Origin of the sequence: Bacteroides salyersiae WAL 10018 = DSM 18765 = JCM 12988, assembly GCF_000381365.1 — a bacterium.
Classification (GTDB): Bacteria; Bacteroidota; Bacteroidia; order Bacteroidales; family Bacteroidaceae; genus Bacteroides; species Bacteroides salyersiae.
In genome coordinates this window covers 948,133-972,531 of record NZ_KB905467.1, presented here as the reverse complement: position 1 = coordinate 972,531, position 24,399 = coordinate 948,133, and the positions used below count along the sequence as shown (strand labels likewise).

At 40.6% G+C, this 24,399-nt stretch carries 19 protein-coding genes, 1 pseudogene and 1 CRISPR repeat array; of the genes and pseudogenes, 3 read left to right on the top strand and 17 right to left on the bottom strand.

The window, feature by feature from the left end; translation table 11 throughout:
- From HMPREF1532_RS15325 to HMPREF1532_RS15290, 8 genes are all read right to left on the bottom strand, one after another.
- Entirely contained in the window at window positions 1-1,152 is a 1,152-nt protein-coding gene (locus HMPREF1532_RS15325) for a COG1470 family protein (RefSeq protein WP_005931430.1), read from the bottom strand.
- A gap of 251 nt (window positions 1,153-1,403) precedes the next feature.
- Window positions 1,404-1,688: direct repeats of the CRISPR family, unit length 27 nt; unit sequence GTTTCAATTCCATAACGGTACAATTAA.
- A gap of 206 nt (window positions 1,689-1,894) precedes the next feature.
- Window positions 1,895-3,115 (bottom strand): IS256 family transposase, encoded by a 1,221-nt coding sequence (locus HMPREF1532_RS15320; protein WP_240043655.1) that lies wholly within the window; start codon window positions 3,113-3,115, stop codon window positions 1,895-1,897.
- Window positions 3,116-3,408: 293 nt separating this feature from the next.
- Window positions 3,409-5,451 (bottom strand): DUF3352 domain-containing protein, encoded by a 2,043-nt coding sequence (locus HMPREF1532_RS15315; protein ID WP_005931428.1) that lies wholly within the window; start codon window positions 5,449-5,451, stop codon window positions 3,409-3,411.
- Between the two features lie 87 nt (window positions 5,452-5,538).
- The gene (gene nhaA, locus HMPREF1532_RS15310; protein ID WP_005931426.1) at window positions 5,539-6,852 is read right to left on the bottom strand and encodes a Na+/H+ antiporter NhaA; all 1,314 of its coding nucleotides are present in this window, start codon (window positions 6,850-6,852) and stop codon (window positions 5,539-5,541) included.
- A 47-nt stretch (window positions 6,853-6,899) separates the two neighbouring features.
- Window positions 6,900-8,081 (bottom strand): cation:proton antiporter, encoded by a 1,182-nt coding sequence (locus HMPREF1532_RS15305; RefSeq protein WP_005931424.1) that lies wholly within the window; start codon window positions 8,079-8,081, stop codon window positions 6,900-6,902.
- Between the two features lie 133 nt (window positions 8,082-8,214).
- Window positions 8,215-9,996: a translation elongation factor 4 gene (gene lepA / locus HMPREF1532_RS15300; RefSeq protein WP_005931422.1), complete on the bottom strand. Its 1,782-nt coding sequence runs from the start codon at window positions 9,994-9,996 to the stop codon at window positions 8,215-8,217.
- 292 nt (window positions 9,997-10,288) lie between these two features.
- The gene (locus tag HMPREF1532_RS15295) at window positions 10,289-10,489 is read right to left on the bottom strand and encodes a winged helix-turn-helix domain-containing protein (protein WP_005931421.1); all 201 of its coding nucleotides are present in this window, start codon (window positions 10,487-10,489) and stop codon (window positions 10,289-10,291) included.
- A gap of 150 nt (window positions 10,490-10,639) precedes the next feature.
- Entirely contained in the window at window positions 10,640-11,104 is a 465-nt protein-coding gene (locus tag HMPREF1532_RS15290) for a C-GCAxxG-C-C family protein (RefSeq protein ID WP_005931419.1), read from the bottom strand.
- Window positions 11,105-11,180: 76 nt separating this feature from the next.
- On the opposite strand from HMPREF1532_RS15290, the gene HMPREF1532_RS15285 reads away from it, so the two are divergent.
- Entirely contained in the window at window positions 11,181-11,588 is a 408-nt protein-coding gene (locus tag HMPREF1532_RS15285; RefSeq protein ID WP_005931414.1) for a secondary thiamine-phosphate synthase enzyme YjbQ, read from the top strand.
- A gap of 5 nt (window positions 11,589-11,593) precedes the next feature.
- On the opposite strand, the gene HMPREF1532_RS15280 is transcribed toward HMPREF1532_RS15285, so the two are convergent.
- The 3 genes from HMPREF1532_RS15280 to HMPREF1532_RS15270 form a co-directional block, all read right to left on the bottom strand.
- The gene (locus HMPREF1532_RS15280; protein ID WP_005931411.1) at window positions 11,594-12,358 is read right to left on the bottom strand and encodes an exodeoxyribonuclease III; all 765 of its coding nucleotides are present in this window, start codon (window positions 12,356-12,358) and stop codon (window positions 11,594-11,596) included.
- 33 nt (window positions 12,359-12,391) lie between these two features.
- A complete protein-coding gene (locus HMPREF1532_RS15275) occupies window positions 12,392-13,237 on the bottom strand; it encodes a methylated-DNA--[protein]-cysteine S-methyltransferase (protein WP_005931409.1) in 846 nt (281 codons plus the stop codon).
- 72 nt (window positions 13,238-13,309) lie between these two features.
- Window positions 13,310-14,563 carry an Nramp family divalent metal transporter gene (locus HMPREF1532_RS15270; protein WP_005931407.1) on the bottom strand — a complete coding sequence of 418 codons (1,254 nt, stop codon included), beginning with the start codon at window positions 14,561-14,563 and terminating at the stop codon, window positions 13,310-13,312.
- Between the two features lie 195 nt (window positions 14,564-14,758).
- Between HMPREF1532_RS15270 and HMPREF1532_RS15265 the strand changes: the two genes are divergently transcribed.
- The gene (locus tag HMPREF1532_RS15265; protein ID WP_005931403.1) at window positions 14,759-15,151 is read left to right on the top strand and encodes a hypothetical protein; all 393 of its coding nucleotides are present in this window, start codon (window positions 14,759-14,761) and stop codon (window positions 15,149-15,151) included.
- Between the two features lie 91 nt (window positions 15,152-15,242).
- On the opposite strand, the gene HMPREF1532_RS15260 is transcribed toward HMPREF1532_RS15265, so the two are convergent.
- From HMPREF1532_RS15260 to dnaB, 4 genes are all read right to left on the bottom strand, one after another.
- Window positions 15,243-15,488, bottom strand: coding sequence for a TIGR03905 family TSCPD domain-containing protein (locus HMPREF1532_RS15260; RefSeq protein WP_005931400.1), 246 nt, complete (start codon window positions 15,486-15,488; stop codon window positions 15,243-15,245).
- On the bottom strand, window positions 15,485-16,219 hold the full coding sequence (locus HMPREF1532_RS15255) for a YebC/PmpR family DNA-binding transcriptional regulator (protein WP_005931398.1): 735 nt from the start codon (window positions 16,217-16,219) through the stop codon (window positions 15,485-15,487). Before HMPREF1532_RS15255 ends, HMPREF1532_RS15260 begins: the two co-directional genes overlap by 4 nt.
- A 33-nt stretch (window positions 16,220-16,252) precedes the next feature.
- Window positions 16,253-18,715, bottom strand: coding sequence for a phenylalanine--tRNA ligase subunit beta (gene pheT / locus HMPREF1532_RS15250; protein WP_005931395.1), 2,463 nt, complete (start codon window positions 18,713-18,715; stop codon window positions 16,253-16,255).
- Between the two features lie 404 nt (window positions 18,716-19,119).
- Window positions 19,120-20,679 carry a replicative DNA helicase gene (dnaB, locus tag HMPREF1532_RS15245; RefSeq protein WP_005931392.1) on the bottom strand — a complete coding sequence of 520 codons (1,560 nt, stop codon included), beginning with the start codon at window positions 20,677-20,679 and terminating at the stop codon, window positions 19,120-19,122.
- A 250-nt stretch (window positions 20,680-20,929) separates the two neighbouring features.
- Between dnaB and ispE the strand changes: the two genes are divergently transcribed.
- Window positions 20,930-21,781, top strand: a complete 852-nt coding sequence (ispE, locus tag HMPREF1532_RS15240; RefSeq protein WP_005931389.1) for a 4-(cytidine 5'-diphospho)-2-C-methyl-D-erythritol kinase — start codon at window positions 20,930-20,932, stop codon at window positions 21,779-21,781.
- Window positions 21,782-22,225: 444 nt separating this feature from the next.
- Here ispE and HMPREF1532_RS15235 read toward each other — a convergent pair.
- Both HMPREF1532_RS15235 and galE read right to left on the bottom strand, forming a co-directional pair.
- A pseudogene (locus HMPREF1532_RS15235) lies at window positions 22,226-22,749 on the bottom strand (chromate transporter).
- Between the two features lie 423 nt (window positions 22,750-23,172).
- On the bottom strand, window positions 23,173-24,207 hold the full coding sequence (gene galE / locus HMPREF1532_RS15230; RefSeq protein ID WP_005931380.1) for a UDP-glucose 4-epimerase GalE: 1,035 nt from the start codon (window positions 24,205-24,207) through the stop codon (window positions 23,173-23,175).
- Window positions 24,208-24,399: the final 192 nt, after the last annotated feature.

Genomic DNA, 24,399 nt, shown 5'->3' with positions numbered 1-24,399 from the left:
CTACCTCCTCCCATATTTACGGAACAGAAAATAAACGCCTCCAATAGTAACAACGATGACAAGTGCCCCCATCCATCCCCATATCAAGGGAGTTTTGACCGCTATCCGAAATTGTGCATTGGCATTTACTTCAGGAGTTTTGGCATCTATTGTCACCACATAATCACCGGGAAGAGCTTTCGATGAAGCTTTAAGAATAGCGGTCACGTTGGCAATAGCCCCCGCTTTCAATGATTCAACTTTAGAAGGCTCAAAAGACACCTCCCAATCAGAAGGCTTACGCGATGTCAACTGAATATCTTTCAGCATAGACGAACCGGAATTTACAATTTCCAAGTCAATACGTTTGGTATCTCCGGCCGTAATGTCCGAACTCAATAATCCTTGCGGTGTAGTCAATTCCATCTGAAACGTACCTGTAATGGCAACTTCCAATGCCAACTCGGCAGAAGTACTTTTAGTTACAGCCCGCACAGGAATTTTATATGTACCGGTTTCTGTATTAGCAGCAGGAGTAATTTCGATAGTAATATTCTGACTTGCATTAGCTTCAATCTGTGCAGAAGTAGCCTGCTTGTAGTTTGGTTTAAAAATGACATTCCAGCCTCTGGGAGCATCGGCCATCAAGGCATAAAGTTGCTGATCTGCAGTTTGATTTTTCAGTGTAGTGCTAAAAGTAAAATTTGCCTTGGAATTACCTTGCATATTGGGTTGATCTGTTGTAAATTCGCTCTGATAGGTACCTTGCTGTGCTACAATAATGGAAAGTGGAAGTTTCGCCTCGCCGGCTGATACTAAAAAGTTGTAATTACCTCGATTTATCTTTAGCGGTACATTCACCGTTAAACTGAAATTCTTTTTTTCATTGGGCAGTACAGCTAATTGTTTGATATTCCAACTACCGGATTTTATATCGTATTTCCAACTGGACGGCAATCCACTCAATGAGATATTCTCATTATAAATCTCACTACCATTATTTATTAAATCGATACTGTAGTTAATACTTTCTCCGGGCGATACTGAGATTTTCGTGTAAGGAGAATAAAGTACTACATTGTTTGAAATAGAATCGGATGCTTGTGTGTGACTCAAGGGAAATATTCCCAACATGATTACTAAAAATAATAAATAATTAGTTCGCATAGTCATATAAAATATATAGGTTAATAATTAAATATGAATTGTCGAATTGGGGTCTCAAAAATAGAAATTAGGTTAATTATCTGATGTTAAATGATATAAAAGAATATAATTGCGCGTTTTCTTCTTGTATTTTTTAACAAATAAAAGAGTAGTAACATAGATAGCAAAAGATTACACATAAGAGTAATCTCAAGTTATTCCATAACGGTACAATTAAGACAAACAAAAGCTGTAACCCGTTGGGGGCTTACAATCCGGTTTCAATTCCATAACGGTACAATTAAGACTATAGATGATGCTATTGTAGAGCTGTGGGATGCGGTTTCAATTCCATAACGGTACAATTAAACCTTATACAGGTATGCCGTTGCCTGGTAATACAGTTGTTTCAATTCCATAACGGTACAATTAAGACACACAACACAGCTATCTGATCGCTATCATTCCCTGTTTCAATTCCATAACGGTACAATTAAGACTTTAGCGGTTTTGACGCTCCCAGTGTTGCAGCTTCAGTTTCAATTCCATAACGGTACAATTAAGACCCATTAAATATTCAAAAAAGACATCTAATAATAAGCAAGTTATCCAATAAACAACACCATTTTATAACATCAATTATGTCGATGGTTAATCGTATAAAAAGCATGGGACATCGACACAATAGCTATTTCACTGTATATCAACATTTCAAAGGCAGTATCCATAATTTTGTGTAAATAGAAACGGGATTCAGTTATAAGTTCTCTTATATCTGAATTCTGTTTTCAAAAATAAGCATAAATTGATTCATAATCAATCCCCAGTTAGTAATCGGCATTGTCCATTTCTTCTCAATCTCCATCAGAGAAAGGTATACCATTTTCTTCACAGCATCATCCGAAGGGAATGAAAGTTTTGATTTAGTGTACTTTCTGATTTTTCCATTCAGATTTTCTATGAGGTTTGTTGTGTAGATTATTTTCCTGATTTCCAATGGGAACTGGAAGAAAACAGTCAGGTCATCCCAGTTATTCCTCCATGAGAGGATGGCATAAGGGTACTTCCCTCCCCATTTCTTTTCCAAATTATCCAGTTCCACGGCAGCAGCCTCCTTGTTGGGCGCGTTATAGATGTTCTTCATATCGGCTGTAAACTCTTTCTTGTCCTTGTAAACGACATATTTGCAGGAGTTCCTAATCTGATGTACGACACATATTTGCGTGGAAGATTGAGGAAATACGGCACGTATGGTGTCGGTAAATCCGTTCAGGTTGTCAGTGCAGGTAATCAGTATGTCCTGCACTCCGCGGGCCTTCAAATCTGTCAGGACACCCATCCAGAATGAAGAACTTTCTGATTTTCCCACCCACATGCCAAGGACTTCCTTCAAGCCGTTCTGTTTCAGACCGATACAGAGATAGACAGTCTTGTTGATGATTTTACCGTTGTCACGAACCTTGAAGACAATACCGTCCATCCAAACGATAAGATAGACCGGGTCCAAAGGGCGGTTCTGCCATTCCTGAGCAGCTTGATTGACTTTGTTCGTGATGATGGAAATGGCTGATGTGGACAGTTCTATCTCATAGATTTCACGCATCTCCTCTTCTATGTCGGACACGCTCATTCCTTTGGCATATAGGGAGATAACAAGTTTTTCTATGGAAAGCCCACGACTCTCGTGTTTGGGAACAACTATGGGCTCGAATTCACCGTTACGGTCACGGGGAATAGGTATGACCGCTTCACCGTGTTCGGTTTGGATTTTCTTGGGGTAGCTGCCGTTACGGGAATTGCCGCTGTTATGACCGGAAACCGAATTCTTCTCATAACCCAGATGGGCATCCATCTCACCTTCAAGCATTTTCTCCAATACCTGCGCGTGTAACTGCTTCAGAAACTTGCTGACATCAGCTTCTGTTTTGAACTGGCTAAGGAACTCCTTACTTAATACCTCATCAGGCACTACATGATTCTTCTCTTTCATAATTTTCTTCATTTTGCAAAGCTATTAAATAAAAAATACGGAACCCATACTGAAGCCCGTATTTTACATTTACACAAAATATTTTATAGTGCCATTTCAAAGAACAATTTATATATCAATCCTGATTAATCAGACTATACAAACGATTATCGACAACTAAATTACAAATAAAATTCCGACATAATTTTATTTCTTAAGAAAAAAATAAGTAATACATAATTAAGCATGCATTTTCATCTGATCAATCAGAGGTTTGCTATTTAATAAAACTATATCAAAGCCCAATATAACAATTAATATTTCTCTTTACGTTCAAACTCCCCCCCGTCCGTATAATACTTCCATGTACCTTTAGGTAAGTTATTGGCATACTTCCCGCGAAGTTTCAGTTTTCCATTTTCATAATATTCGCGATAACGTCCATGACGTTTCCCTTCTTTTACTTCTGCTTCACTTTTCAGTGCACCTTCCGGATAAAACTCCCGCAAAACATTTCCTTCAAACTTCTCGACATAAAAACGCTTCAGTTCACTCATTTGCTCTTTCTCCGTAGCAGCATCCTCATCCATTTCCTCATCTTCTTCATCCGTATCAATCGCAGCAATAGTTTCGGGAACATAAGGACTATAATCCATCACATACTGCAAAGAAGCCGACTCCTTATTACCCACAATCTGCATTGTCCAATAAGGAAATGAATACAAAACCTCCTTATTGGCCCGTATTTCATTCCATGTGGCAGCATTCATCATTGGTTTCAGCTGAGAATAGAACTTATGCACATCCGTATACAAAAAGAGAGTCGAACTCGAGTTCAAATATGAAAATGAATTTTTAAATCCTAAGGTGTTTTTCAATAAGTTCTTCTGTTCATAATCTTCTACAAATGAAAGCAAAGACGAAGCCTTATTACTGAAAACCACATAATCATCTACATATGTATAATATGGTTTCTCGAACTTATCAAACAATCCTCCGAAAAATAAACGAAAGAAACCTTTCATTTCAATATAGTTGATCTCGAAATCTTTATAATGAACCGTTTTGACTTTAACCGGAGTACGCCGTTTTACTTTCTTTTCAATGAATTCCATATTCTTACGGGCATCCTTGATACTTTTTACACCGATAGCTAAAATAAGTTCGGGCTCATGTCCCAACAAGCCCGGCTCGGACTGCGTAATGGCAAATTCTCCCGACATCCAACTCAGAAAGTTCTCTTCCAGAGAGATGCCAAACAATCCTTCGATCTTTTTCCGGGAACTATTATAAGAATCATACAACGGTTTGTCATGAACAGAAAGAGCACTCTCCAACTCTTTCACAAAAGTTATCGGATTATTAAAACCGATATTAGTATAAAAAGCTGTCCGCCCGGACAAAATCTCATGTGCTTTCATTTTATGCCTTCCCGAATTCAGCAAAGCAATGACGTAAGGATCGGCCGTATCTTTTTGTAATGTATAACCTTTTACTTCCATCCTTTTTTTATCCGTATTGAAATAAAGACCGGCAAAATCCATGGAATTACTGAACATATCGATGTACTCGTTTTTAGCCCCCAAATAGATAGCCATAAACTGAGGTAAACGTGCATAATTAATAAACACCCGGACAAGACCTTTGCCGGAAACCAACCTCTCGGCTTCGATAAAGGCACGATCGAGCCCTATTTTGGGTTTATCACGCGAATCGATGGCAGCTTCTACCAGTTTGGATGTATAAGAAGCCACAAAATGATTGTCGACAAAAGCCGTATAAAAAATAGCACGCGTATCCGGATCGCGCATTTCAAGAATATTAATGCCATTATAATTTCGGTTAGTGACCGAATTGCCAGCCATCGTCAGCACTGTCTCAATCTGATCTTTCAACAAATCGATCTTGGATGCTTTCTGCATATCCAGAATAATCAGAAAATCCCAATCGGAAGTACGAGTCTTATGAATTGAAATAAGCATATCCCGCTTACCGACAAGTGACAACAATACTTTGTTGCCCTTAACAATCGAATCCAATGTCTCCACACTTTTCGTTATTTCCTCAAAAGATTTCGCTTTCTTCAGGCATTGCCATGTTTCACTTCCACTGAACTTTTCCCAATCCTTGACCGGAGCGGACGATTGAATGATAAATGCAGCGTCTTCCGGGACTAAATAGACCTGCTGAATATTACGATCAGGGGAAAGAAATAAATGAACTATAGAGTATACCATATAAACTGCCAATGTCACCCCTATTACAAGCAAAGTTCTCTTTATAGTTTTCCGTGCAGTATTCTTTTTCTCTCCGAAATCGAAACATTGTTCTTGCTGAACATCATTAAATTCATCCATCATAATCAGTTGTTAGCTTAAGTGGACAAAACTACAGAAAAAGATGATGCCTTACTCTTTTCTTCAGAAAAGAAACAGATTCTTTGGTTATCTTTTCTTCGGTAATACGAGATATAACACAATATACCCCAAAATACCTGCCAAAGCCGTACCGGAAAGTACACCAAATTTAGCTTGATTCAGCAATACCGGATGGGTTACACCGAATGACAGATTTGCAATAAACAAAGATACCGTAAAACCGATACCACCCAGCAAAGCAACACCGGCAATGTTTTTCCAGTCCATACCTTGCGGCATAGGCGTAAGCTTACTTTTAACAGCCAACCACGTAAAGAAGTAAATACCCAGAAATTTACCACACAATAATCCTAAAGCTACGGCAATGCTCACTTCCCCTATCACTTCTCCTCCACCACTGAACACCACTCCTGCATTCACAAAAGCGAACAGAGGAAGAATGATATAATTAACCACTCCATGAAGATTATCTTCCAGAGACTGCAAAGGACTGATCACGCGATCGGAAGCCGACTCCACTCTTTTCAACTGTGCTATCTGCTCATTGGTCAATACAATATCATTCTCACCCATAACCGGAAAAGTATTGATGATACGCCGGATACGTTCGATATATCTGCCTGCACGCAGTTGAGGTTTGGCAGGTATTACAAAAGCCAACAGTACCCCGGCAATCGTACTATGAATGCCCGATTGTAAAAACAGATACCAGATAACAACACCGATAACCAGAAAAAACAATTTATTGGCAACCGCCCGTTTACCGACGAAATAAAGTAAGATTAAAAGTAAAATAGCTACCAACAAATATCCATAAGCCACATGAGAGCTATAAAAAACAGCAATAACAAGAATACCTCCAATATCATCGACTACGGCAAAAGCCGTCAGAAAAATTTTCAGACTCAACGGCACGCGCTTTCCCAACAGGCTCAGTACTCCCAGCGAGAAAGCAATATCCGTAGCCATCGGTATAGCAAGCCCTTGCCCGCCCGGAGCACCCGGCGCACAAACAAATGAATAGACTAAAACAGGAAACAGCATACCACCACAGGCAGCGATAAACGGCAATGCCGCTTTCCGGAAAGAAGACAGCTCTCCAACCAACAATTCACGTTTTATCTCCAATCCTACCAACAGAAAAAAGACAGTCATCAATCCGTCATTAATAAACTCGATCATTGTCAGATTCTGACCTCCATGAGAAAGCAGATTAAAATTGCCAATCCGGAAATGAAGTTCATGCAACAGGAATTCCTGATAGACAGGAGCCACTGGAGAGTTGGCAATAATAGCAGCAGCAATCGCTGTCAGAAATAGCAAAATACTCGCCGCAATATTCATGGACGAGAAGTGTCTCATTGTTCGCAAGATAGTCATGGTATATGTGTTTTAATAATAAGATTTAAAGTATTACTCAGTTTGCGCTATTCCACATAACTTCTCAGGGCAAGCTTCTTCACCCAAAGAACAAAAATACCGGTCAATATCAGATTCAATACTATTGTAAGAACTGAAATGAGCAGAGCAGGCCCTCCCAAATTATAACCGAGAGCAATAAAAATAACTCCCGCCCCCACTTCACCACGGGTAAACATACCGATGGATAAAGCCAATCGTTCACTGAATTTACGATCACGATAGAAAAAGACAGGAAATAACTTTCCTATATTAGATAGCAGAGAAACAATAAGTACATGAAAGATAATCACGCCCCAAGGCATCATCTCCTGCGAACCGGTAACCGAATATTCTCCGGCTTGAGTCTCCGCAAAATCAACTCCAATAAAATGAGGCATACTCATCCCTACCAGAAACATGAATAGAAAAGAGATTCCGGTAGCCACTTTATGTTCAACCGGTGTATCTATCTCTTTATGTTTCATAATCATACCTACCATAAATGCAGGCAGCAGCACTTCAATATGGATGCTTCCCGCTTCGCCATACAAACTTTTACTAATCAGATAGAGAGACTGAGTAGCGATAAAGACAAGGAAAGAATAAAACAAAATGGCTTTCCAATCTTGCCGCCAATTATATTTGCCCAACTGCTTCCAGCCAAATGACAACAACAAAAACACAATCAGGACAACAATAATAAGCTGCCAGCGCAAACCGATCATCATGATCTGGAGAGGGATCATCAAAAGAATGGTATCGAGATCATCGAAAATGGCAAGTACCTGAATTTTCTTATACATCCAACTGGACTTAAGACCGATAGCTACCAACATAGTGAAAAGAATACCGGCAGAAGTCGGTGCGGCAAAACGGCTCAGTAACAAATTCTCTTTCCAAGCTTCCCAACTATTCCAAAACTCAGGTGGAAGCAATACAAACACATAATAGAGTGCAATCAGAAACCAAGGCATGGCAGCCGTGGCCATCGCAATAAAATAATCTTGCGTATAACTTTTCCAACGAGATTTATCTACTTCAAACTCCCTGCCCACATTAATCATAATGAAGCTCAGACAGACATAAAGCAATATATTAGCAACGGTTCTTACTGCACCAATTCCTTCTGTTCCTACCAACACTGGCAGAGACTGAGACAAGACAAGACCGGCTACCAAGAAAACCGAAAACGACAGAACTTTTCTCATTTTGTATCGTATATGTTAAAATAATTGCCAGGGAAAGCTCTGTAGACAGATGGCAATTACCTGGTGTATCTAAAACTATTTACAACGGTATTTGTTCAAGATACACCCCCTTTTTAGCTATCATAAAAAAGGCTTAATCAAGTTTCAGTACGGCAAGGAACGCTTTTTGAGGCACTTCCACATTACCGATCTGCTTCATACGCTTCTTTCCTTTTTTCTGTTTCTCAAGCAACTTTCGTTTACGGCTGATATCTCCCCCGTAACACTTAGCCGTTACATCCTTACGAACAGCCTTAATGGTTTCACGGGCAATAATCTTAGCACCGATAGCTGCCTGGATAGCAATTTCAAACTGTTGTCTCGGAATCAGCTCTTTCAGCTTCTCGCACATGCGGCGTCCCATGTCATAAGCATTGTCAAAATGGGTCAATGTAGAAAGCGCATCGACGGACTCACCGTTCAACAGAATATCCAACTTCACAAGTTTGGACGGACGGAAACCGGCCGGATGATAATCAAAAGAGGCATATCCTTTGGAAATACTCTTCAATCTGTCATAGAAATCGATTACAATCTCCCCCAAAGGCATATTATAGTATAACTCCACCCGATTGCCGGATATGTATTCCTGCTTAATCAACTCACCACGTTTACCGAGGCAAAGTGTCATAATAGGACCGATATAATCGGTAGTAGTAATGATAGAAGACTTGATATAGGGTTCTTCGATATGATCTATCATCGTAGGATCGGGCATACCACCGGGGTTGTGTACCTCAGTCACGTGTCCCTGCTTATCATAAATATTATAAGAAACGTTCGGCACAGTGGTAATCACATTCATGTCAAACTCACGATCGAGACGCTCCTGAACAATCTCCATATGCAATAGTCCAAGAAATCCACAACGGAAACCAAATCCCAATGCCAATGAAGATTCCGGTTGAAAAGTAAGCGAAGCATCATTCAACTGCAATTTCTCAAGAGAAGCACGCAGATCCTCAAACTCCTCTGCTTCAATAGGATATACACCGGCAAACACCATCGGTTTCACTTCCTCAAAACCTTCGATGGCCTTATCGCAAGGACGGGCGATATGCGTGATAGTATCCCCAACCTTCACTTCCTTAGAAGTTTTAATACCTGAAATAATATAACCTACATCCCCCGTACGCAGCTCTTTACGTGGAACCATATCCATTTTAAGAACTCCTATCTCATCGGCATCATACTCTTTTCCGGTATTAAAAAACTTCACTTTATCGCCTGTACGGATCACCCCGTTCAAAATTTTAAAATAAGCAATAATTCCGCGGAAAGAATTGAATACAGAATCAAAAATCAGCGCCTGCAACGGTGCTTCTTCATCTCCTTTCGGATGTGGAATACGTTCGATAACAGCAGATAGTATTTCTTCAACTCCCATACCAGTTTTACCAGATGCACGAATAATTTCATCACGCTTGCAACCAAGCAGCTCTACGATTTCATCCTCCACTTCCTCGGGCATGGCACTTGCCATATCGCACTTATTGATAACAGGAATAATTTCCAAATCATGCTCAATAGCCATATAAAGATTCGAGATCGTCTGAGCTTGCACACCCTGCGAAGCATCTACAATCAACAATGCCCCTTCACAAGCAGCAATCGAACGTGAAACTTCATAAGAAAAATCGACATGTCCCGGAGTATCGATCAGATTCAGAATATACTTTTCACCTTTATAGGTATATTCCATCTGTATAGCATGGCTCTTGATGGTAATGCCTCTCTCCTTTTCCAAATCCATATCATCCAACATCTGACCGTTAGTTACCTGTATCGTATTAGTGAATTCCAACAGACGATCCGCCAGCGTTGATTTACCATGGTCAATGTGAGCAATGATGCAGAAATTACGTATATTCTTCATTCTTTTCTTATTATATTTCTTATTTTTTTAATGATTCGTCAACAAGAATTCTTGCCGGACATTTACATGTCTCCTTTCTTATTCCTTCAATTCGTTTGCAAATTTAGAGAAAAAAATGGGAATGTAAAACAAGTTATTAATTATATAGAGCAAAGGTCGGCAACAAGATAATACCATCGACTTACCATAAATAACATTCAGAACACATTCTATTTATTAGAATACAAAAAAATGCGTTGATCACATTCAGAATGTATCAACGCATTTTTTTATAAGTAAGTGATTTACCTTCTTAGATCAATTGAATGAAAAGTTCACCTTCAATTTCCTGAGTAGAGATCTTATCCTCTCTCAACAACCAACCAAGACCTAAAAACAAGTCTTTGTCTACTAACTTGGTTGCTTTTTTGATTTGCTTAGCGGTCAGACCTTCTGTACCGTTCAGTGCATTCCAGATTTTACCTGCAATTTCACCTGCTTTTTCTTTCAACATTTGCTTTAGAAATTTAAGTTCGACATGATGTAAAAATCGAAAGTTATATCAACTTTCAGATTTTATTTCAACTGCAAAGATAGTTATATTTATGTTATATAACACTTTATTGGTCGTTTTTTTGCAAAATCTGTAATAAAAACAGCTTTTTTAGCCTTGTTTCCGATTTTTTTCAAGGTATTCCGCCCAAATTCTTGCAGCTTCCTCTACCATCTTGGAACACGGACGTTTAGCATAATATTGCTCGGTCCGTTCTTCCGGAACAGACGAAATCTCCGCCCTTTTCTTCAACCCCAACAGTTCACCGCAATTCAATGAACCGTTTCTTTTCTTAAATTCAGCCGCAAGTTCTTGTACCAAAGCATAATTAGCAGCCTTCCCTTCCTTATCAGCACCGTCAACCGCACCTTTTTCCAGTCCTGCCAGTAGAAACATACCGCAAGCGGCGCCACAAGTTTCTCTCATTCTCCCGATACCGCCACCGAAAGAGGCTGCCATACGTAACGCCTGTTCTTCCGTAAATCCATATATATCGGCAAAAGCAGCTACTACGGACTGCGAACAATTATAACCGCTTTTGAAAAGCTGAGTAGCTCGTTGTATTCTATCTTCCATTTTTTATTTCTATCATTTAGTTGTGCAAAAGTATAAAAAAGTATCTTTGCAGAAGTAATTTAAATGAAGTAATATTATGGCTATCACTCTCGATATACAGTTACCACACTATCCACGCGGTTTCCATCTGGTGACGCGTGACATCATATCCCATCTGCCTGAATTACCTGAAAGTGGATTGCTTGTGGTGTTTATCAAGCATACTTCGGCAGGAATTACAATCAATGAAAATGCAGATCCGGATGTACGGTACGATTTCCAGACGTTCTTCAACAAACTTGTTCCGGACGGCGCACCTTACTTTGTGCATACACTGGAAGGCCCGGACGATATGAGCGCGCATATAAAGGCGTCTCTGATAGGTAGTTCAGTAACTATCCCTATCAAGAACCACAAGTTGAACCTGGGCACTTGGCAGGGAATTTATTTATGTGAGTTTCGTGATGGAGGAGATAGCCGCAAACTGAGTATCACCATACTCTGAATCCTCTAATCTTCCAATTCCAACATCATCGGGCAATGATCGGAATGTACCGCCTCATTCAATATACGTGCAGCCTTTAACATCGGTCGTACAGGTTCACTGACCATACAGTAATCTATGCGCCATCCCTTATTTTTCGCTCTCGAATTGAAACGATAGCTCCACCAGGTATACTCCTGCTTTTCAGGATAAAGCGTACGGAAAGAATCGACAAAACCGGCAGACAGGAAACGAGTCATCCATTCTCGTTCTTCGGGTAGGAAACCGCTATTTGTCGCATTTCGGATAGGATCATGAATATCGATCGGTTCATGACAAATGTTATAGTCTCCGCAAAGAATCAGCTTAGGGCGGGACTTTTGCAATTCTGTCACATACTGCTGAAAGGCTTCCAGCCATACCATCTTGAATGCCTGACGTTCATCGCCACTTGTTCCTGAGGGATGATATACACTCACAACAGACAAGTCTCCATAATCCGCACGGATAAAACGGCCTTCATTATCATATTCTTCAATTCCCATACCATATTCCACATGATCGGGCTCACGGCGGGTAAGGATAGCCACCCCACTATATCCTTTTTTCTGTGCAGAGTACAGATAGGCCTTATAACCCAATGCTTCAAACGCTTCTGCCGGATACTGCTCCGGTTGCAATTTAGTTTCTTGCAGACAGAGAACATCCGGCTGCTCCTGTGACAGCCATTCGGGCAAACCTTTGGTTACTGCGGCCCGCAGGCCATTCACATTATAAGTTATTATTTTCATAAAAACATCTATTATATGCTATTCCATTATTTTTTATTTCTCAATCTTTGCTGCTTCCCATCCTATCATAGCAGTTTTTCGAGTCACCCCCCAACGATAGCCCCCCAATGCACCGGTAGAGCGAATCACACGGTGGCAAGGAATAAGAAAAGCAACCGGATTATCTCCTACTGCCGTCCCCACAGCACGAGAGGATTTCGGATTATCCAGATAACAGGCAATATCTCCATAGGTGGTTAATGCCCCCATCGGTATTTTAAGCAATGTTTCCCATACTTTCAGTTGGAATTCAGTACCCCGTAGGTGAAGTTTCACCTCATCTATATTCGTCCAATCCATAGAAAAGACAGCAAGGGCACGTTCTTGAAATTCATCCGGACGCTTTTCGAACGTAGCATACGGAAAATGATGTCCTAACTCGTCCAACACCTGCTCCCGGTCATCACAGAAAGCCATATAACATACCCCTTTAGAGGTAGATGCCACCAGCATTTCCCCAAAGTGAGTTTCTGCGAAACGATAGTTAATGGTCAATCCACGACCACCGATTTTATATTCTCCCGGGGTCATCCCTTCGATATGGATAAAAAGTTCGTGCAAACGCCCCGTACCGGAAAGTCCCGTCTCAAAAGCAGCATCGAAAAGGCTTCCCTGTCCTTCTCTTAAAATCTTCTTGGCATGATTGACACTGATATACTGCAAAAACTTCTTTGGGCTTACTCCGGCCCATTCTGTAAATAGCCGCTGAAAATGATGGATACTTACATTCACTTCCTCCGCTACATCGAACAGAGAAGGTTGTTCCCGGTAATTTCGGGTAATATATTCAATGGCGTCTGCCACACGGGCAAAATTAATTTCGTCTTGTTTATTACTCATAATCATCCAATTTTACCGGGTAAAGTTAATGTCGCCATCCAACAACGACAACCTGTTTCTTGCTTTCTTCATTCAAGAAAACAGCAACATGATATTCAATATAGAAACTACTATCGCAATTGTATAAAGTATAAACGTACTCCAACGACTATTGACGTAATTGCCCATTACTTTCTTAGAAGAAGTCAACCCCACTTGCAAAAATACGGTAAACGGCAACTGAATACTCAGAATCATTTGTGAAATGATCAGTCCTTTAAAAGGATCGCCTATAAAAAATATCAATAACAAAGCAATGCCTAACGAGAGAATGACTCCCACCTGCGAATGGCTGTCCTTTATATGATATGATTCACCAAATATTCCGGCAAAGATAGAACCGGCGGCCATTCCACTCGTTATCGTAGAAGAAATACCTGCCATCAGCAAAGCCAAAGCAAAAACAATGGCGGCATTACTGCCCAACAAAGGTTCCAGCAGTGATTTTGCCTGCTGCAGCTCCTCTACTTGTATCCCACTTTTAAAAAAAGTAGCGGCAGCAAGCAAGATCATTGCACTGTTGATGGCCCATCCCACAATCATTGAAAAAAGCGTATCGAACAATTCATACTTCAAAACTTTCCGAATAGAAGCGTCATCCTGTTTGTTATATTCATGGCTCTGTATCACTTCCGAATGAAGAAACAGATTGTGAGGCATCACTACTGCGCCAAGCACGCTCATAATAATAAGCATGCTTCCCTTAGGAATGGCCGGTGTAACCCATCCTTGCACAGCCAATGGCCAATCTATATCTACAAGAAAAAGTTCATAAATAAACGAGAGGCCGATCACAGACACAAAAGCAATGATAGACCGTTCGATTTTTTTATAAGAGTTTGTAAACAACATGACGGAAACGAAAACAGTAGTCAATACAGCTCCCCAAATTATAGGAACATCGAGTAACATTTCCAAAGCAATGGCTCCACCCAGGATTTCTGCCAGCGAAGTGGATATGGAGGCCAGCACGGCTGTTCCCAAGATAGGACGTGACACCCATTTAGGAGTATATTGGGTAGCCGCTTCAGACAAGCAAAGCCCGGTTACAATTCCCAAATGCGCCACATTGTGCTGAAGTACGATTAGCATGATAGTAGACAGAGTAACCACCCACAGCAATGAATATCCGAATTCGGAGCCGGCGGCAAAATTTGAAGCCCAATTACCCGGATCTATAAAACCGACAGTGACCAATAATCCGGGACCGATGTATCTGAACACATCCAATCCTCCCAAATAACGTTTATGGTCTTTACGTTTTAAATCCTTAAATATATTCTGCATAATAAAGTTCTGTTCTTTTCTTTTAATGTTTGCACAAAATTACGATTAAATGAAATTAAACGCAATTTTTAACACGGTTTTGTTGGATGAGAACCGCCAACCTTAATGATATTAAACAAAACAATCCGCCCATTTGTTCAGTTCATCAAAAACAATTACCTTTGAAATATTATTTATTAAAAACAAGATATCATTATGAAAAAGATCATCACAGCAGTTTGCCTTACCGTTCTCGTACTGACCTCATGCCAGCAAGCAAAACAAAAAGTATTCGAAATAGCCTCTCAGGAAGTCAATAAGCAGTGTCCCATGACCATAGACGAAATGACACGAATGGATAGCACAAGCTATACGGGAGGAGATAATACATTTACTTATTATTATACCCTGACAGGAGCAGCAGACGATCCGAACATAGCGGAAACCACTCAAAAACATTTGGAGGAAAATCTACCGGGAATCATCAAAAACACAGATGATCTCAAGATGTACAGAGATATGGATGTAACTATGGCATATGTCTATCTATCGGATAAGACTCAGCAAGAACTCTTCCGTGTAAAGGTCACACCGGATATGTACAAATAGAATCTGATAATAACATCAAAATGAGAATTCTCCTCATAAAAAACGGCGATGCTTTTTCAAGTATCGCCGTTTTTTATGTGCCCTATCAAGGTTAATATCCCATTTCATGCAACGCTTTATACAACTGATCCGGACAGGAAGTAGAACGGCGTCCACATCTGACACCTTCCAGCTTTTCAATGACATCTTCTACTTTCATACCTGTCACCAGACGGGAAATACCTTGCAAACTACCGTTACATCCACCCCAGTAAGCCACTTCTTTCAGCACACCCTCTTCTACATCGAGTTCGATATTCGTGCTGCAAGTCCCCTGGGTTCTATAAACATATTTCATTCCTCGCCTTCCTCTGCCGGTTTCATGTTGGTATAGACATTCTGAACATCCTCATCCTCTTCCAGACGTTCCACCATTTTATCAATAGTAGCACGTTGTTCGGCAGTCAGTTCTTTCTCGTCATTAGGAATACGGGTAAATTCGGCTCCTTTTACTTCGAAGCCATTATCCTCAAGATATTTCTGAATCTGAGCAAACGATTTAGGGTCGCCATAAATGGTGATTTCCTCTTCATCTTCGTCATATTCATCTTCTACTCCATAATCGATCAATTCAAGAATCAGTTCATCCATCTCCAAACCTTCTTTCTTAGCGATGGTAAACATCGATTTCCAACTGAACATAAAGTCAAGGCTACCGGAAGTTCCCAGAGTGCCGCCGAACTTATTGAAAACACTACGGACATTGGCAACCGTACGAGTCGTATTATCTGTAGCGGTCTCTACAAACACAGCAATACCAAAAGGTCCGTATCCTTCATAGTTCATCTCTTTATAGTCCTTCTGGTCTTTACCCATTGCATTCTTGATAGCGCGTTCCACGTTATCTTTCGGCATATTCTCACGCTTTGCTGTGGCAACAACTGCACGCAGATGCGGGTTATTTTCAGGATCCGGACCACCGGCTTTCACTGCAATTGCGATTTGTTTACCTATTCTCGTAAATGTACGGGCCATATTGCCCCATCTTTTCAGCTTGGTAGCTTTTCTATATTCGAATGCTCTTCCCATTGGTTTATATTTTTATATATTGATTTTAAATTCTTATCTTAATTTCGCACCCAGTTTGTCTTCCAGGTTCTTCACGAGTTTCGACATGATTTTATCAATCATCTTATCATTCAGTGTCTGTATTTCATCTTGCAACAAGAAACTTACAGCATATGACTTTTTACCCGCTTCCAGATTCTTACCTTCGTATACATCGAAGAGCTCTACTTCTTTCAGGAGTTTCTTCTCTGTTTCGTAAGCAATCTTTTCAATTTCAGCAAACTGGATATTCTTGTCGAGCAACAGCGCAAGGTCACGTTTCACAGCCGGAAATTTAGATATTTCCTTGAAGCTGACTTTCACTGAACGGATCGCTCTCATCAGTTCTTTCCAATCCAGATCGGCATAATATACCTCATTGTCAATATCAAATGCTTTCAACAATTTCTTTGTCACAACACCGAATGTAGCCAAACGTTTGCCACCTCTGGTATGAACGGTAAGAGCCGCAGCAAAAATATCATCCGTAAGATTACCCACCACCAGATTGCGTAAATCCAATCCCAGACGTTTCAAGATATTCTCTACATAAGCTTTCAACTCATATACTGAACTATTCTCATCCGCATGTATCCAAGAATTGGAAACCTTCTTGCCCGTCACCCACAATCCAAGATGGTAATCTTCGGCATAAGTTGCCAATGTTTTTTCCGGATTCTTCTTATCGGCATCGAAATAATAGCAATTACCGAACTCGAAGAATTTCAAATCAGCATTCTTACGGTTCGCATTATGAGCGATACTTTCGAGCCCTCCAAATAACAATGTCTGGCGCATACTGTTCAAATCAGCACTCAACGGATTCATCAGCATCACCAAGTGATTGGAAGGATAAGACTCTAACCCGTCGTAATAAGCAGCACGTGTCAGAGAGTTGTTCAGTATTTCATTAAATCCGCAACCAACCAACTGCTCAGCTATCAAATTCTGCAGTTTATTTGATTTATCTTCCTCTCCTTTGGTAGTCAGACTCGATTTCAAGGTAGATGGTATCTCTACGTTATTATATCCGTAAATACGAAGAATATCTTCAATCACATCACAATCACGTTGTACATCCACACGATAAGGAGGAACTGCCAACGTCAAGCCTTCAGCCGTTTCATTCGTGACCTTCATTTCCAGACTTTTCACAATACTCTTGATTGTTTCCACCGGAATCACTTTGCCAACCAGAGAATTTACTTTTTCATATGCTAACTCTACGATAAAATCTTGCGCAGGAGCCACACACACGTCCTTAATCTCACTGGAGATGGTACCGCCGGCCAACTCTTTTACCATGATGGCCGCCAACTTCAGGCAATAAATAGTTATATTCGGATCGATACCTCTTTCGAAACGGAAAGAAGCATCCGTATTCAATCCATGACGACGAGCCGTTTTACGCACCCAAGTAGGATGAAAATAAGCACTCTCGATAAAAACGTTTGTGGTTGCCTCCGTAGAACCGGAATCCAATCCGCCGAACACACCGGCAATGCACATCGCCTCTTCCTTGTTACAGATCATCAAATCACGCTCATTCAATTTACGCTCTACACCGTCTAATGTAACAAAAGGAGTACCTTCGGACAAAGTCTTTACAATGACTTCCCCGCCCTTTATTTTATCTGCATCAAAACAGTGTAGCGGCTGTCCGAAAGCATGAACGATATAGTTCGTAACGTCCACCACATTATTGATAGGACGCACCCCAATCAACCGAAGCTTATTCTGCAACCACTCAGGACTCTCTTTTACAGTAACGTCTTTTACAGTAATACCGGCATATCGGGGACATGCTTCACTGTTCTCTACCGTTACTTTAATATCGAGATCGTGATTTTCTACCGCAAAAGCATCGACCGACGGACATTTTAACGTAGCTTGCTTACCATTCTGAATCAGATAAGCATACAAGTCGCGTGCCACACCATAATGCGAACAGGCATCCGCACGATTGGGCGTGATATCCACTTCGAGCACATAATCACTCTTTACATTATAATAATCTTTGGCCAATGTGCCCGGAACAGCCTGTTCGGGCAAGACGATAATACCATCATGAGAAGTCCCGATACCGATTTCATCCTCTGCACAAATCATACCGATAGACTCTACACCACGAATTTTTGATTTTTTAATCGTAAAACATTCATCACCATCGTAGAGTTTCGTGCCTAAGGTAGCAACAACAACCTTTTGTCCGGTAGCTACATTGGGCGCTCCGCATACAATCTGGGTGGGCTCGCCATTTCCCAAATTAACCGTAGTGATGTGTAAGTGGTCTGAATTCGGATGCTCCACACATGTCAACACCTCGCCAATAACGAGACCTTCCAGACCGCCTTTAATGGTTTGAACTTCTTCCACACTTCCTGTTTCCAATCCGATGGAAGTAAGCGCAGCAGCCACTTCTTCCGGTGTCAAATCGAAGTCGACATACTCTTTCAGCCAATTATAAGAGATATTCATATCATTAAGTTTTTATTATTTCTCAAAAAGATTCGCAAAGTTAATAAGTTTTTTCGGTTGGCAGGAAATTTAATACATAGAAAATTAATGAAGTACAAAAATAGCCGGTATCATTTCTTAAAATCCGGAAACAATCCCAATTAGTTTACTTCACTTGCAGAGTAGTCAAGTAGTGAGCTGTTAAGTAGTGAGTAGTGAGTAGTAAGTAGTGAGTAGTAAGTAGTAAGTAGTAAGTAGTGAGTAGTGAGTAGTTAAATAGTAAGCAACTAAGCATTAATTAAATAAATAATAAACAACTAAGTAACAAGTGGATAAGCGAAAAGCATCAGACAATACATTTCTACTTACTACTTGACTACTTGACTACTTAGCTACTATATATAAACAATTCAAGCTAAAAATATTTAGAAAGGCAATGGCCCGTCACCGCCTATTCCGCCAAACGGATTATCAGCTTGCGGAGCAAAATCAGGTGTAGGAGGCGGAACGTTACCGGCACTATTCATTCGTGAACCCACTATAGGCATCGCCCCTGCATCGGGTGCAGGAATCACCATATCATCATCCGGATTTTGGAATCGAGTGTATTCACCTTTGAAACGTAAGAGCACATCTCCTACAGCACCGTTACGATGCTTGGCAATAATAATTTCCGCCATACCACGCAAGTCGTTTCCATGATCGTCTTGAAAGATCTTATAGTATTCCGGACGATGAATAAAGCACACCATATCGGCATCCTGTTCAATGGCCCCGGATTCACGAAGGTCGCTCAACTGAGGTCGTTTTCCTTCGATACCCTCACGACTCTCGACACCACGATTCAACTGCGACAAGGCAATAATAGGTATATTCAACTCCTTAGCAAGTCCTTTGAGCGAACGCGAGATAGTACTTACCTCTTCCTGACGGCTACCAAATGCCATGCCGCTCGCATTCATCAACTGAAGGTAGTCGATAATGATAATCCGGACCCCATGCTCACGCACCAGACGACGCGCTTTGGTACGAAGTTCAAAAACAGACAACGAAGGGGTATCGTCGACATACAAAGGTGCGTCGATCAGATCTTTCAACTTATAATCCAGTTGCTGCCACTCATATGCAGCGAGCTGGCCGCTCTTGATTTTCTCACTCGGAATTTCACAGACATTGGAAATCAGACGATTTACCAACTGTACATTACTCATTTCAAGCGAGAACAGCGCAACAGGATTCCTGAAATTTACCGCTATATTCTTTGCCATAGAAAGCACAAATGCCGTTTTACCCATAGCAGGACGGGCAGCGATAACAATAAGGTCAGAGTTTTGCCAACCGGAAGTCATCTTGTCCAACTTGGTATAACCACTCTCCAAGCCACTCAAACCATCGGTACGGGCAGCAGCTTTCTGAATCAACTGATACGCCTCACTAATCACCGGATTGATCTGCGTATAGTCTTTCTTCATGTTCCGTTGCGAAATCTCAAATAACTTTCCTTCTGCCTCCTGCATCAGATCGTCCACATCGAGCGTCTCATCAAATGCCTTGCTTTGAATCCCACTGGTAAAAGTAATCAGTTCACGCGCCAGATATTTCTGTGCAATGATACGCGCATGATACTCGATATGAGCAGAAGAAGCAACCTTACTACTCAACTGTGTTATATAAAACGGACCACCAACCTCTTTCAAATCACCGCGTTTAGCCAATTGCTCTTTCACAGTAAGGATATCCACCGGTTGCTGATTAACAGCCAAGTCTGTAATAGCTGCATAAATCAGTTGATGGCGATGCTCATAAAACGATTCCGGGCGAAGAATTTCACTTACCAGGGAATATGCATCTTTTTCAATCATCAAAGCCCCCAACACGGCTTCTTCCAATTCCGGGGCCTGTGGCTGGATACGTCCATAGTCGGTTATAGGTTGCGGAGTTTTGGATTTCGTATTACGGGAAGTTCTTTTTTGTTGTTCAGCCATCTTTCTATTTACAATTTAATATCTGCCTAATTTATTATTAAAAACCAAAACAAACCGACCGGTCGGTTCGTAAAGGGATGGCAAAGATAGAATATAATAATGAAGAATAAATAAAGAAAAATGAAGATTTTACTAACTTTGCATCGATACTTATAAACCATGAGAATCTATTTTGTTTTTTATAGAATTTCTTTTCAGGTTTCTGAGATTTCAATTGTAAATTGTAGTTTTCCTAATCGTAAATAAAAAAATGATCACATTTCCGAATGCAAAAATAAACTTGGGGTTGAATATCACAGAGAAACGCCCGGACGGATATCATAATCTGGAAACCGTTTTTTATCCCGTTCCCATCGAAGACGCTTTAGAGATACATGTGCAAAACAACTGCCAATTACCTGCTGCCAACGGGCAAGTACAAAAGTTTTCTCTTCATCAGGCAGGCTTGGAAATAACAGGAAATGCAGCAGACAATCTGGTTGTGAAAGCCTATCTGATGTTGGACAAAGTGTTCGACCTTCCTCCGGTAGATATTCATTTGTATAAGCATATCCCATCGGGTGCGGGATTGGGCGGCGGATCGTCCGATGCCGCTTTCATGCTAAAACTTTTAAACAAAAGGTTCGAACTGGGACTAACCGCCGAAAAACTGGAAGAATATGCTGCGGCGTTAGGAGCCGACTGTGCTTTCTTTATCAACAATATGCCAACCTATGCCGAAGGAATCGGAAACCTATTCTCTCCTATCACGCTTTCTTTAAAAGATTATCAGATCCTATTGGTAAAACCCGATATTTTTGTATCTACGCAAGAAGCTTTTTCGCTGATTAAGCCTCATAAGCCGGAATACTCGTTAAAAGAAACCATCGCCCTGCCTGTCAGCGAGTGGAAAGAAAGATTAGTAAACGACTTCGAGACGAGTGTATTTCCACAATACCCTGCCATCGGGGAGATAAAAGACAAGCTATACCAAAAAGGAGCCATATATGCTGCGATGAGTGGTTCGGGCTCCTCCGTCTTCGGCTTATTCACCCCGGGTACTCCCCTGCCGGAAGCCGATTTTGAAAAAGAAAGCTTTGTGTTTAAAGGAAAAATGATATAACATTTTTCCACGCAAACAGACAGTTTCAGAAAAAACATATAATTAGAGTCTGTTTAAATTTTGCCCGGTATTATTCTGAGAAGAAAATTTAAACAGGCTCTAATAGTTACTATTTTGACAAGTACAGGCAGGCACTATTTTCCGAACCGATGAGGGGCGTCCAATACAGGGAGATAACAGTGAACGAGATTATCCATTGTATATCAAATCATTAATCATTCATTCAATAAACAAATGAGCCGATACTCTCAACCTGCAAGAGTACGCTTTTAATGCTGTGTTAAACACGTATTCTTGTCGGCAGGAATACGCTTCTCTACCAACAAGATATTAATGTTTTGCGAAAAAAGGAATGATATGCAAGAAAACGGAATTAACAATGTTAAAATCAGACGTGCGATTTTCTCACTGTATGGTATGCGACAATCTATTTTTTACGATTGCTTAATACAAAATAAATCCCATCACTCCGGCCAGACAGATCATCAGAATCGGATGAACTTTATATCTCCAAGTAAGAAAAAAAGCAGCAATAAATATTAAAACGCTCTTATAATCTATAAAGTTTTCTCCGTTCATCAGCAGCAAAGCGGCAGCTCCGATCAAGGCTACGGACGTAGGCAGCAGACCTGACATTGCCGCATTAACGTATTTATTATCCTTGAATTTCACAAAGAAGTAAGAGATAAACAATACCATAAGAAATGAAGGCAGACAAACAGCAACCGTCGCAACAACAGCCCCCCAAAAACACTCCCTGTCACCGAATAACCAATATAGGTGGCACTATTTATCCCGATAGGTCCGGGAGTCATCTGTGAAATAGCGACAATATCCGTAAATTGCTGTAACGTCAACCAATGATGCCGATCTACAATCTCGAACTGAATCAACGAAAGCATAGCATATCCTCCACCTATGGTAAACATTCCTATTTTTACGAAGTTGAGAAAAAGAGTCAGATACATATATTGCTGAATACATAAAAGATAATGGATACAAAGTTAAGAAAAAACGGAGCAATCCAAAAGCCCATGGAGCTTTTAAACCAAGCAGGAAGTAATTCCAATCGTAAATTACAAACCGCCTAATCGTAAATAAAAACGTATCATCAGACAAAAACGGCTCAATGCATGCAACAGAAGCAAACCTGATATTATAAATGCCAAAACGGTACCACGACTCCCGTCGTAGTACCGTCACAACACAAACACAAAATAAAACACGACAAAACTACTATGCAATCTTACCTGTCTATGCCGAGAGGCATATGTACTTTCCATGGATATTCGCATACACATAAAAAAAGTTTCAGGCCGATTTGCACTTGATAAACAAACGATCTATGCATTTGTTTATTTCTTCAATGTTAATAGAGTATAATACACTCTTTATTGTATGCCTCTTTCACGGAGTTTCAACTGCCAGTTCCATGCAGAACGTAAAGTATCTTCAATACTCTCTACAGCTTTCCATCCTAATTCCTTATTTGCATAATCGGGATTCGCCCATACTTTTTCAATATCACCGGCACGACGTCCTACAATCTTGTAGTTCAGTTTCACACCGGTAGCCTTTTCAAAAGCGTTAATCAGTTCCAACACAGACAGTCCACGACCCGTACCGATATTGAATACTTCCACTTTCTCTTTCTGTTTTTGTTCAAGAATGCGCTTGATGGCAATCACGTGAGCTTTAGCAAGGTCAACCACGTTGATAAAGTCACGGATACAAGAACCGTCAGGAGTATCATAATCGTCACCGAATACACTCAACTGCTCACGAATTCCGATAGCGGTCTGAGTAAGGTAAGGAATCAGGTTCTGAGGCACTCCATTAGGAAGTTCACCTAACAATGCGGTAGGATGCGCTCCTATCGGGTTGAAGTAACGCAACAATATTGCATTGATCGGTGCTCCGGAAGCTACTGTATCACGAACGATCTCTTCGTTAATCTGCTTGGTATTTCCATAAGGAGATTCTGCCTTTTTGATAGGAGCCTGTTCTGTTACAGGAAGTTCGTCAGGCTGTCCGTAAACCGTACAGGAAGACGAGAATACGATTCCGCCTACATTATGTTTAGGCATCAATTCGAGCAAATTGATCAAAGATACGAGGTTATTACGATAATAAAGCAAAGGCTTCTGAACAGACTCACCCACCGCCTTGCTGGCTGCGAAATGAATAATTGCTTTAATACCCGGATATTTAGCAAACATGGCATCAAGGCCGGCAAAATCAAGACAATCGAGTTTTTCAAAAACAGGACGTATACCGGATACCTTTTCAATATTGTCAACGACATCAGCGCTCGAGTTTGAGAGGTTATCAATGATGATGACTTCGTATCCGCTGTTTTGGAGTTCTACCACTGTGTGAGAACCGATATAACCAGTTCCACCGGTAACTAAAATTCTTTCTTTCATAAAATTATATATGGTTAGTTTTTTCGGTTTTTCCTTTGTTCAGTCTGCAAATTTAAAAAATTAATTTGTAATATCCGTTTCAGAGTAAAAAAAACATCCCTTGAATACAAAAAAAGCTACGGGCTATCAATTATGGCTGATAAGTGACTGTGTCATGAAACACAAAAGACTTATAAACCGTAATTGATAACC

Excerpts from the sequence above, each read along its gene's own strand:
- lepA (WP_005931422.1), bottom strand. The coding sequence starts at position 9,996 with ATGAAGAATATACGTAATTTCTGCATCATTGCTCACATTGACCATGGT.
- HMPREF1532_RS15320 (WP_240043655.1), bottom strand. The coding sequence starts at position 3,115 with ATGAAAGAGAAGAATCATGTAGTGCCTGATGAGGTATTAAGTAAGGAG.
- HMPREF1532_RS15260 (WP_005931400.1), bottom strand. The coding sequence starts at position 15,488 with ATGAAATATGTTTATAGAACCCAGGGGACTTGCAGCACGAATATCGAA.
- galE (WP_005931380.1), bottom strand. The coding sequence starts at position 24,207 with ATGAAAGAAAGAATTTTAGTTACCGGTGGAACTGGTTATATCGGTTCT.
- HMPREF1532_RS15265 (WP_005931403.1), top strand. The coding sequence starts at position 14,759 with ATGAAAAAGATCATCACAGCAGTTTGCCTTACCGTTCTCGTACTGACC.
- HMPREF1532_RS15255 (WP_005931398.1), bottom strand. The coding sequence starts at position 16,219 with ATGGGAAGAGCATTCGAATATAGAAAAGCTACCAAGCTGAAAAGATGG.
- HMPREF1532_RS15285 (WP_005931414.1), top strand. The coding sequence starts at position 11,181 with ATGGCTATCACTCTCGATATACAGTTACCACACTATCCACGCGGTTTC.
- HMPREF1532_RS15275 (WP_005931409.1), bottom strand. The coding sequence starts at position 13,237 with ATGAGTAATAAACAAGACGAAATTAATTTTGCCCGTGTGGCAGACGCC.
- HMPREF1532_RS15325 (WP_005931430.1), bottom strand. The coding sequence starts at position 1,152 with ATGACTATGCGAACTAATTATTTATTATTTTTAGTAATCATGTTGGGA.
- nhaA (WP_005931426.1), bottom strand. The coding sequence starts at position 6,852 with ATGACTATCTTGCGAACAATGAGACACTTCTCGTCCATGAATATTGCG.
- pheT (WP_005931395.1), bottom strand. The coding sequence starts at position 18,715 with ATGAATATCTCTTATAATTGGCTGAAAGAGTATGTCGACTTCGATTTG.
- HMPREF1532_RS15280 (WP_005931411.1), bottom strand. The coding sequence starts at position 12,358 with ATGAAAATAATAACTTATAATGTGAATGGCCTGCGGGCCGCAGTAACC.
- HMPREF1532_RS15290 (WP_005931419.1), bottom strand. The coding sequence starts at position 11,104 with ATGGAAGATAGAATACAACGAGCTACTCAGCTTTTCAAAAGCGGTTAT.
- HMPREF1532_RS15305 (WP_005931424.1), bottom strand. The coding sequence starts at position 8,081 with ATGAGAAAAGTTCTGTCGTTTTCGGTTTTCTTGGTAGCCGGTCTTGTC.
- HMPREF1532_RS15315 (WP_005931428.1), bottom strand. The coding sequence starts at position 5,451 with ATGGATGAATTTAATGATGTTCAGCAAGAACAATGTTTCGATTTCGGA.
- HMPREF1532_RS15270 (WP_005931407.1), bottom strand. The coding sequence starts at position 14,563 with ATGCAGAATATATTTAAGGATTTAAAACGTAAAGACCATAAACGTTAT.
- dnaB (WP_005931392.1), bottom strand. The coding sequence starts at position 20,679 with ATGGCTGAACAACAAAAAAGAACTTCCCGTAATACGAAATCCAAAACT.
- HMPREF1532_RS15295 (WP_005931421.1), bottom strand. The coding sequence starts at position 10,489 with ATGTTGAAAGAAAAAGCAGGTGAAATTGCAGGTAAAATCTGGAATGCA.
- ispE (WP_005931389.1), top strand. The coding sequence starts at position 20,930 with ATGATCACATTTCCGAATGCAAAAATAAACTTGGGGTTGAATATCACA.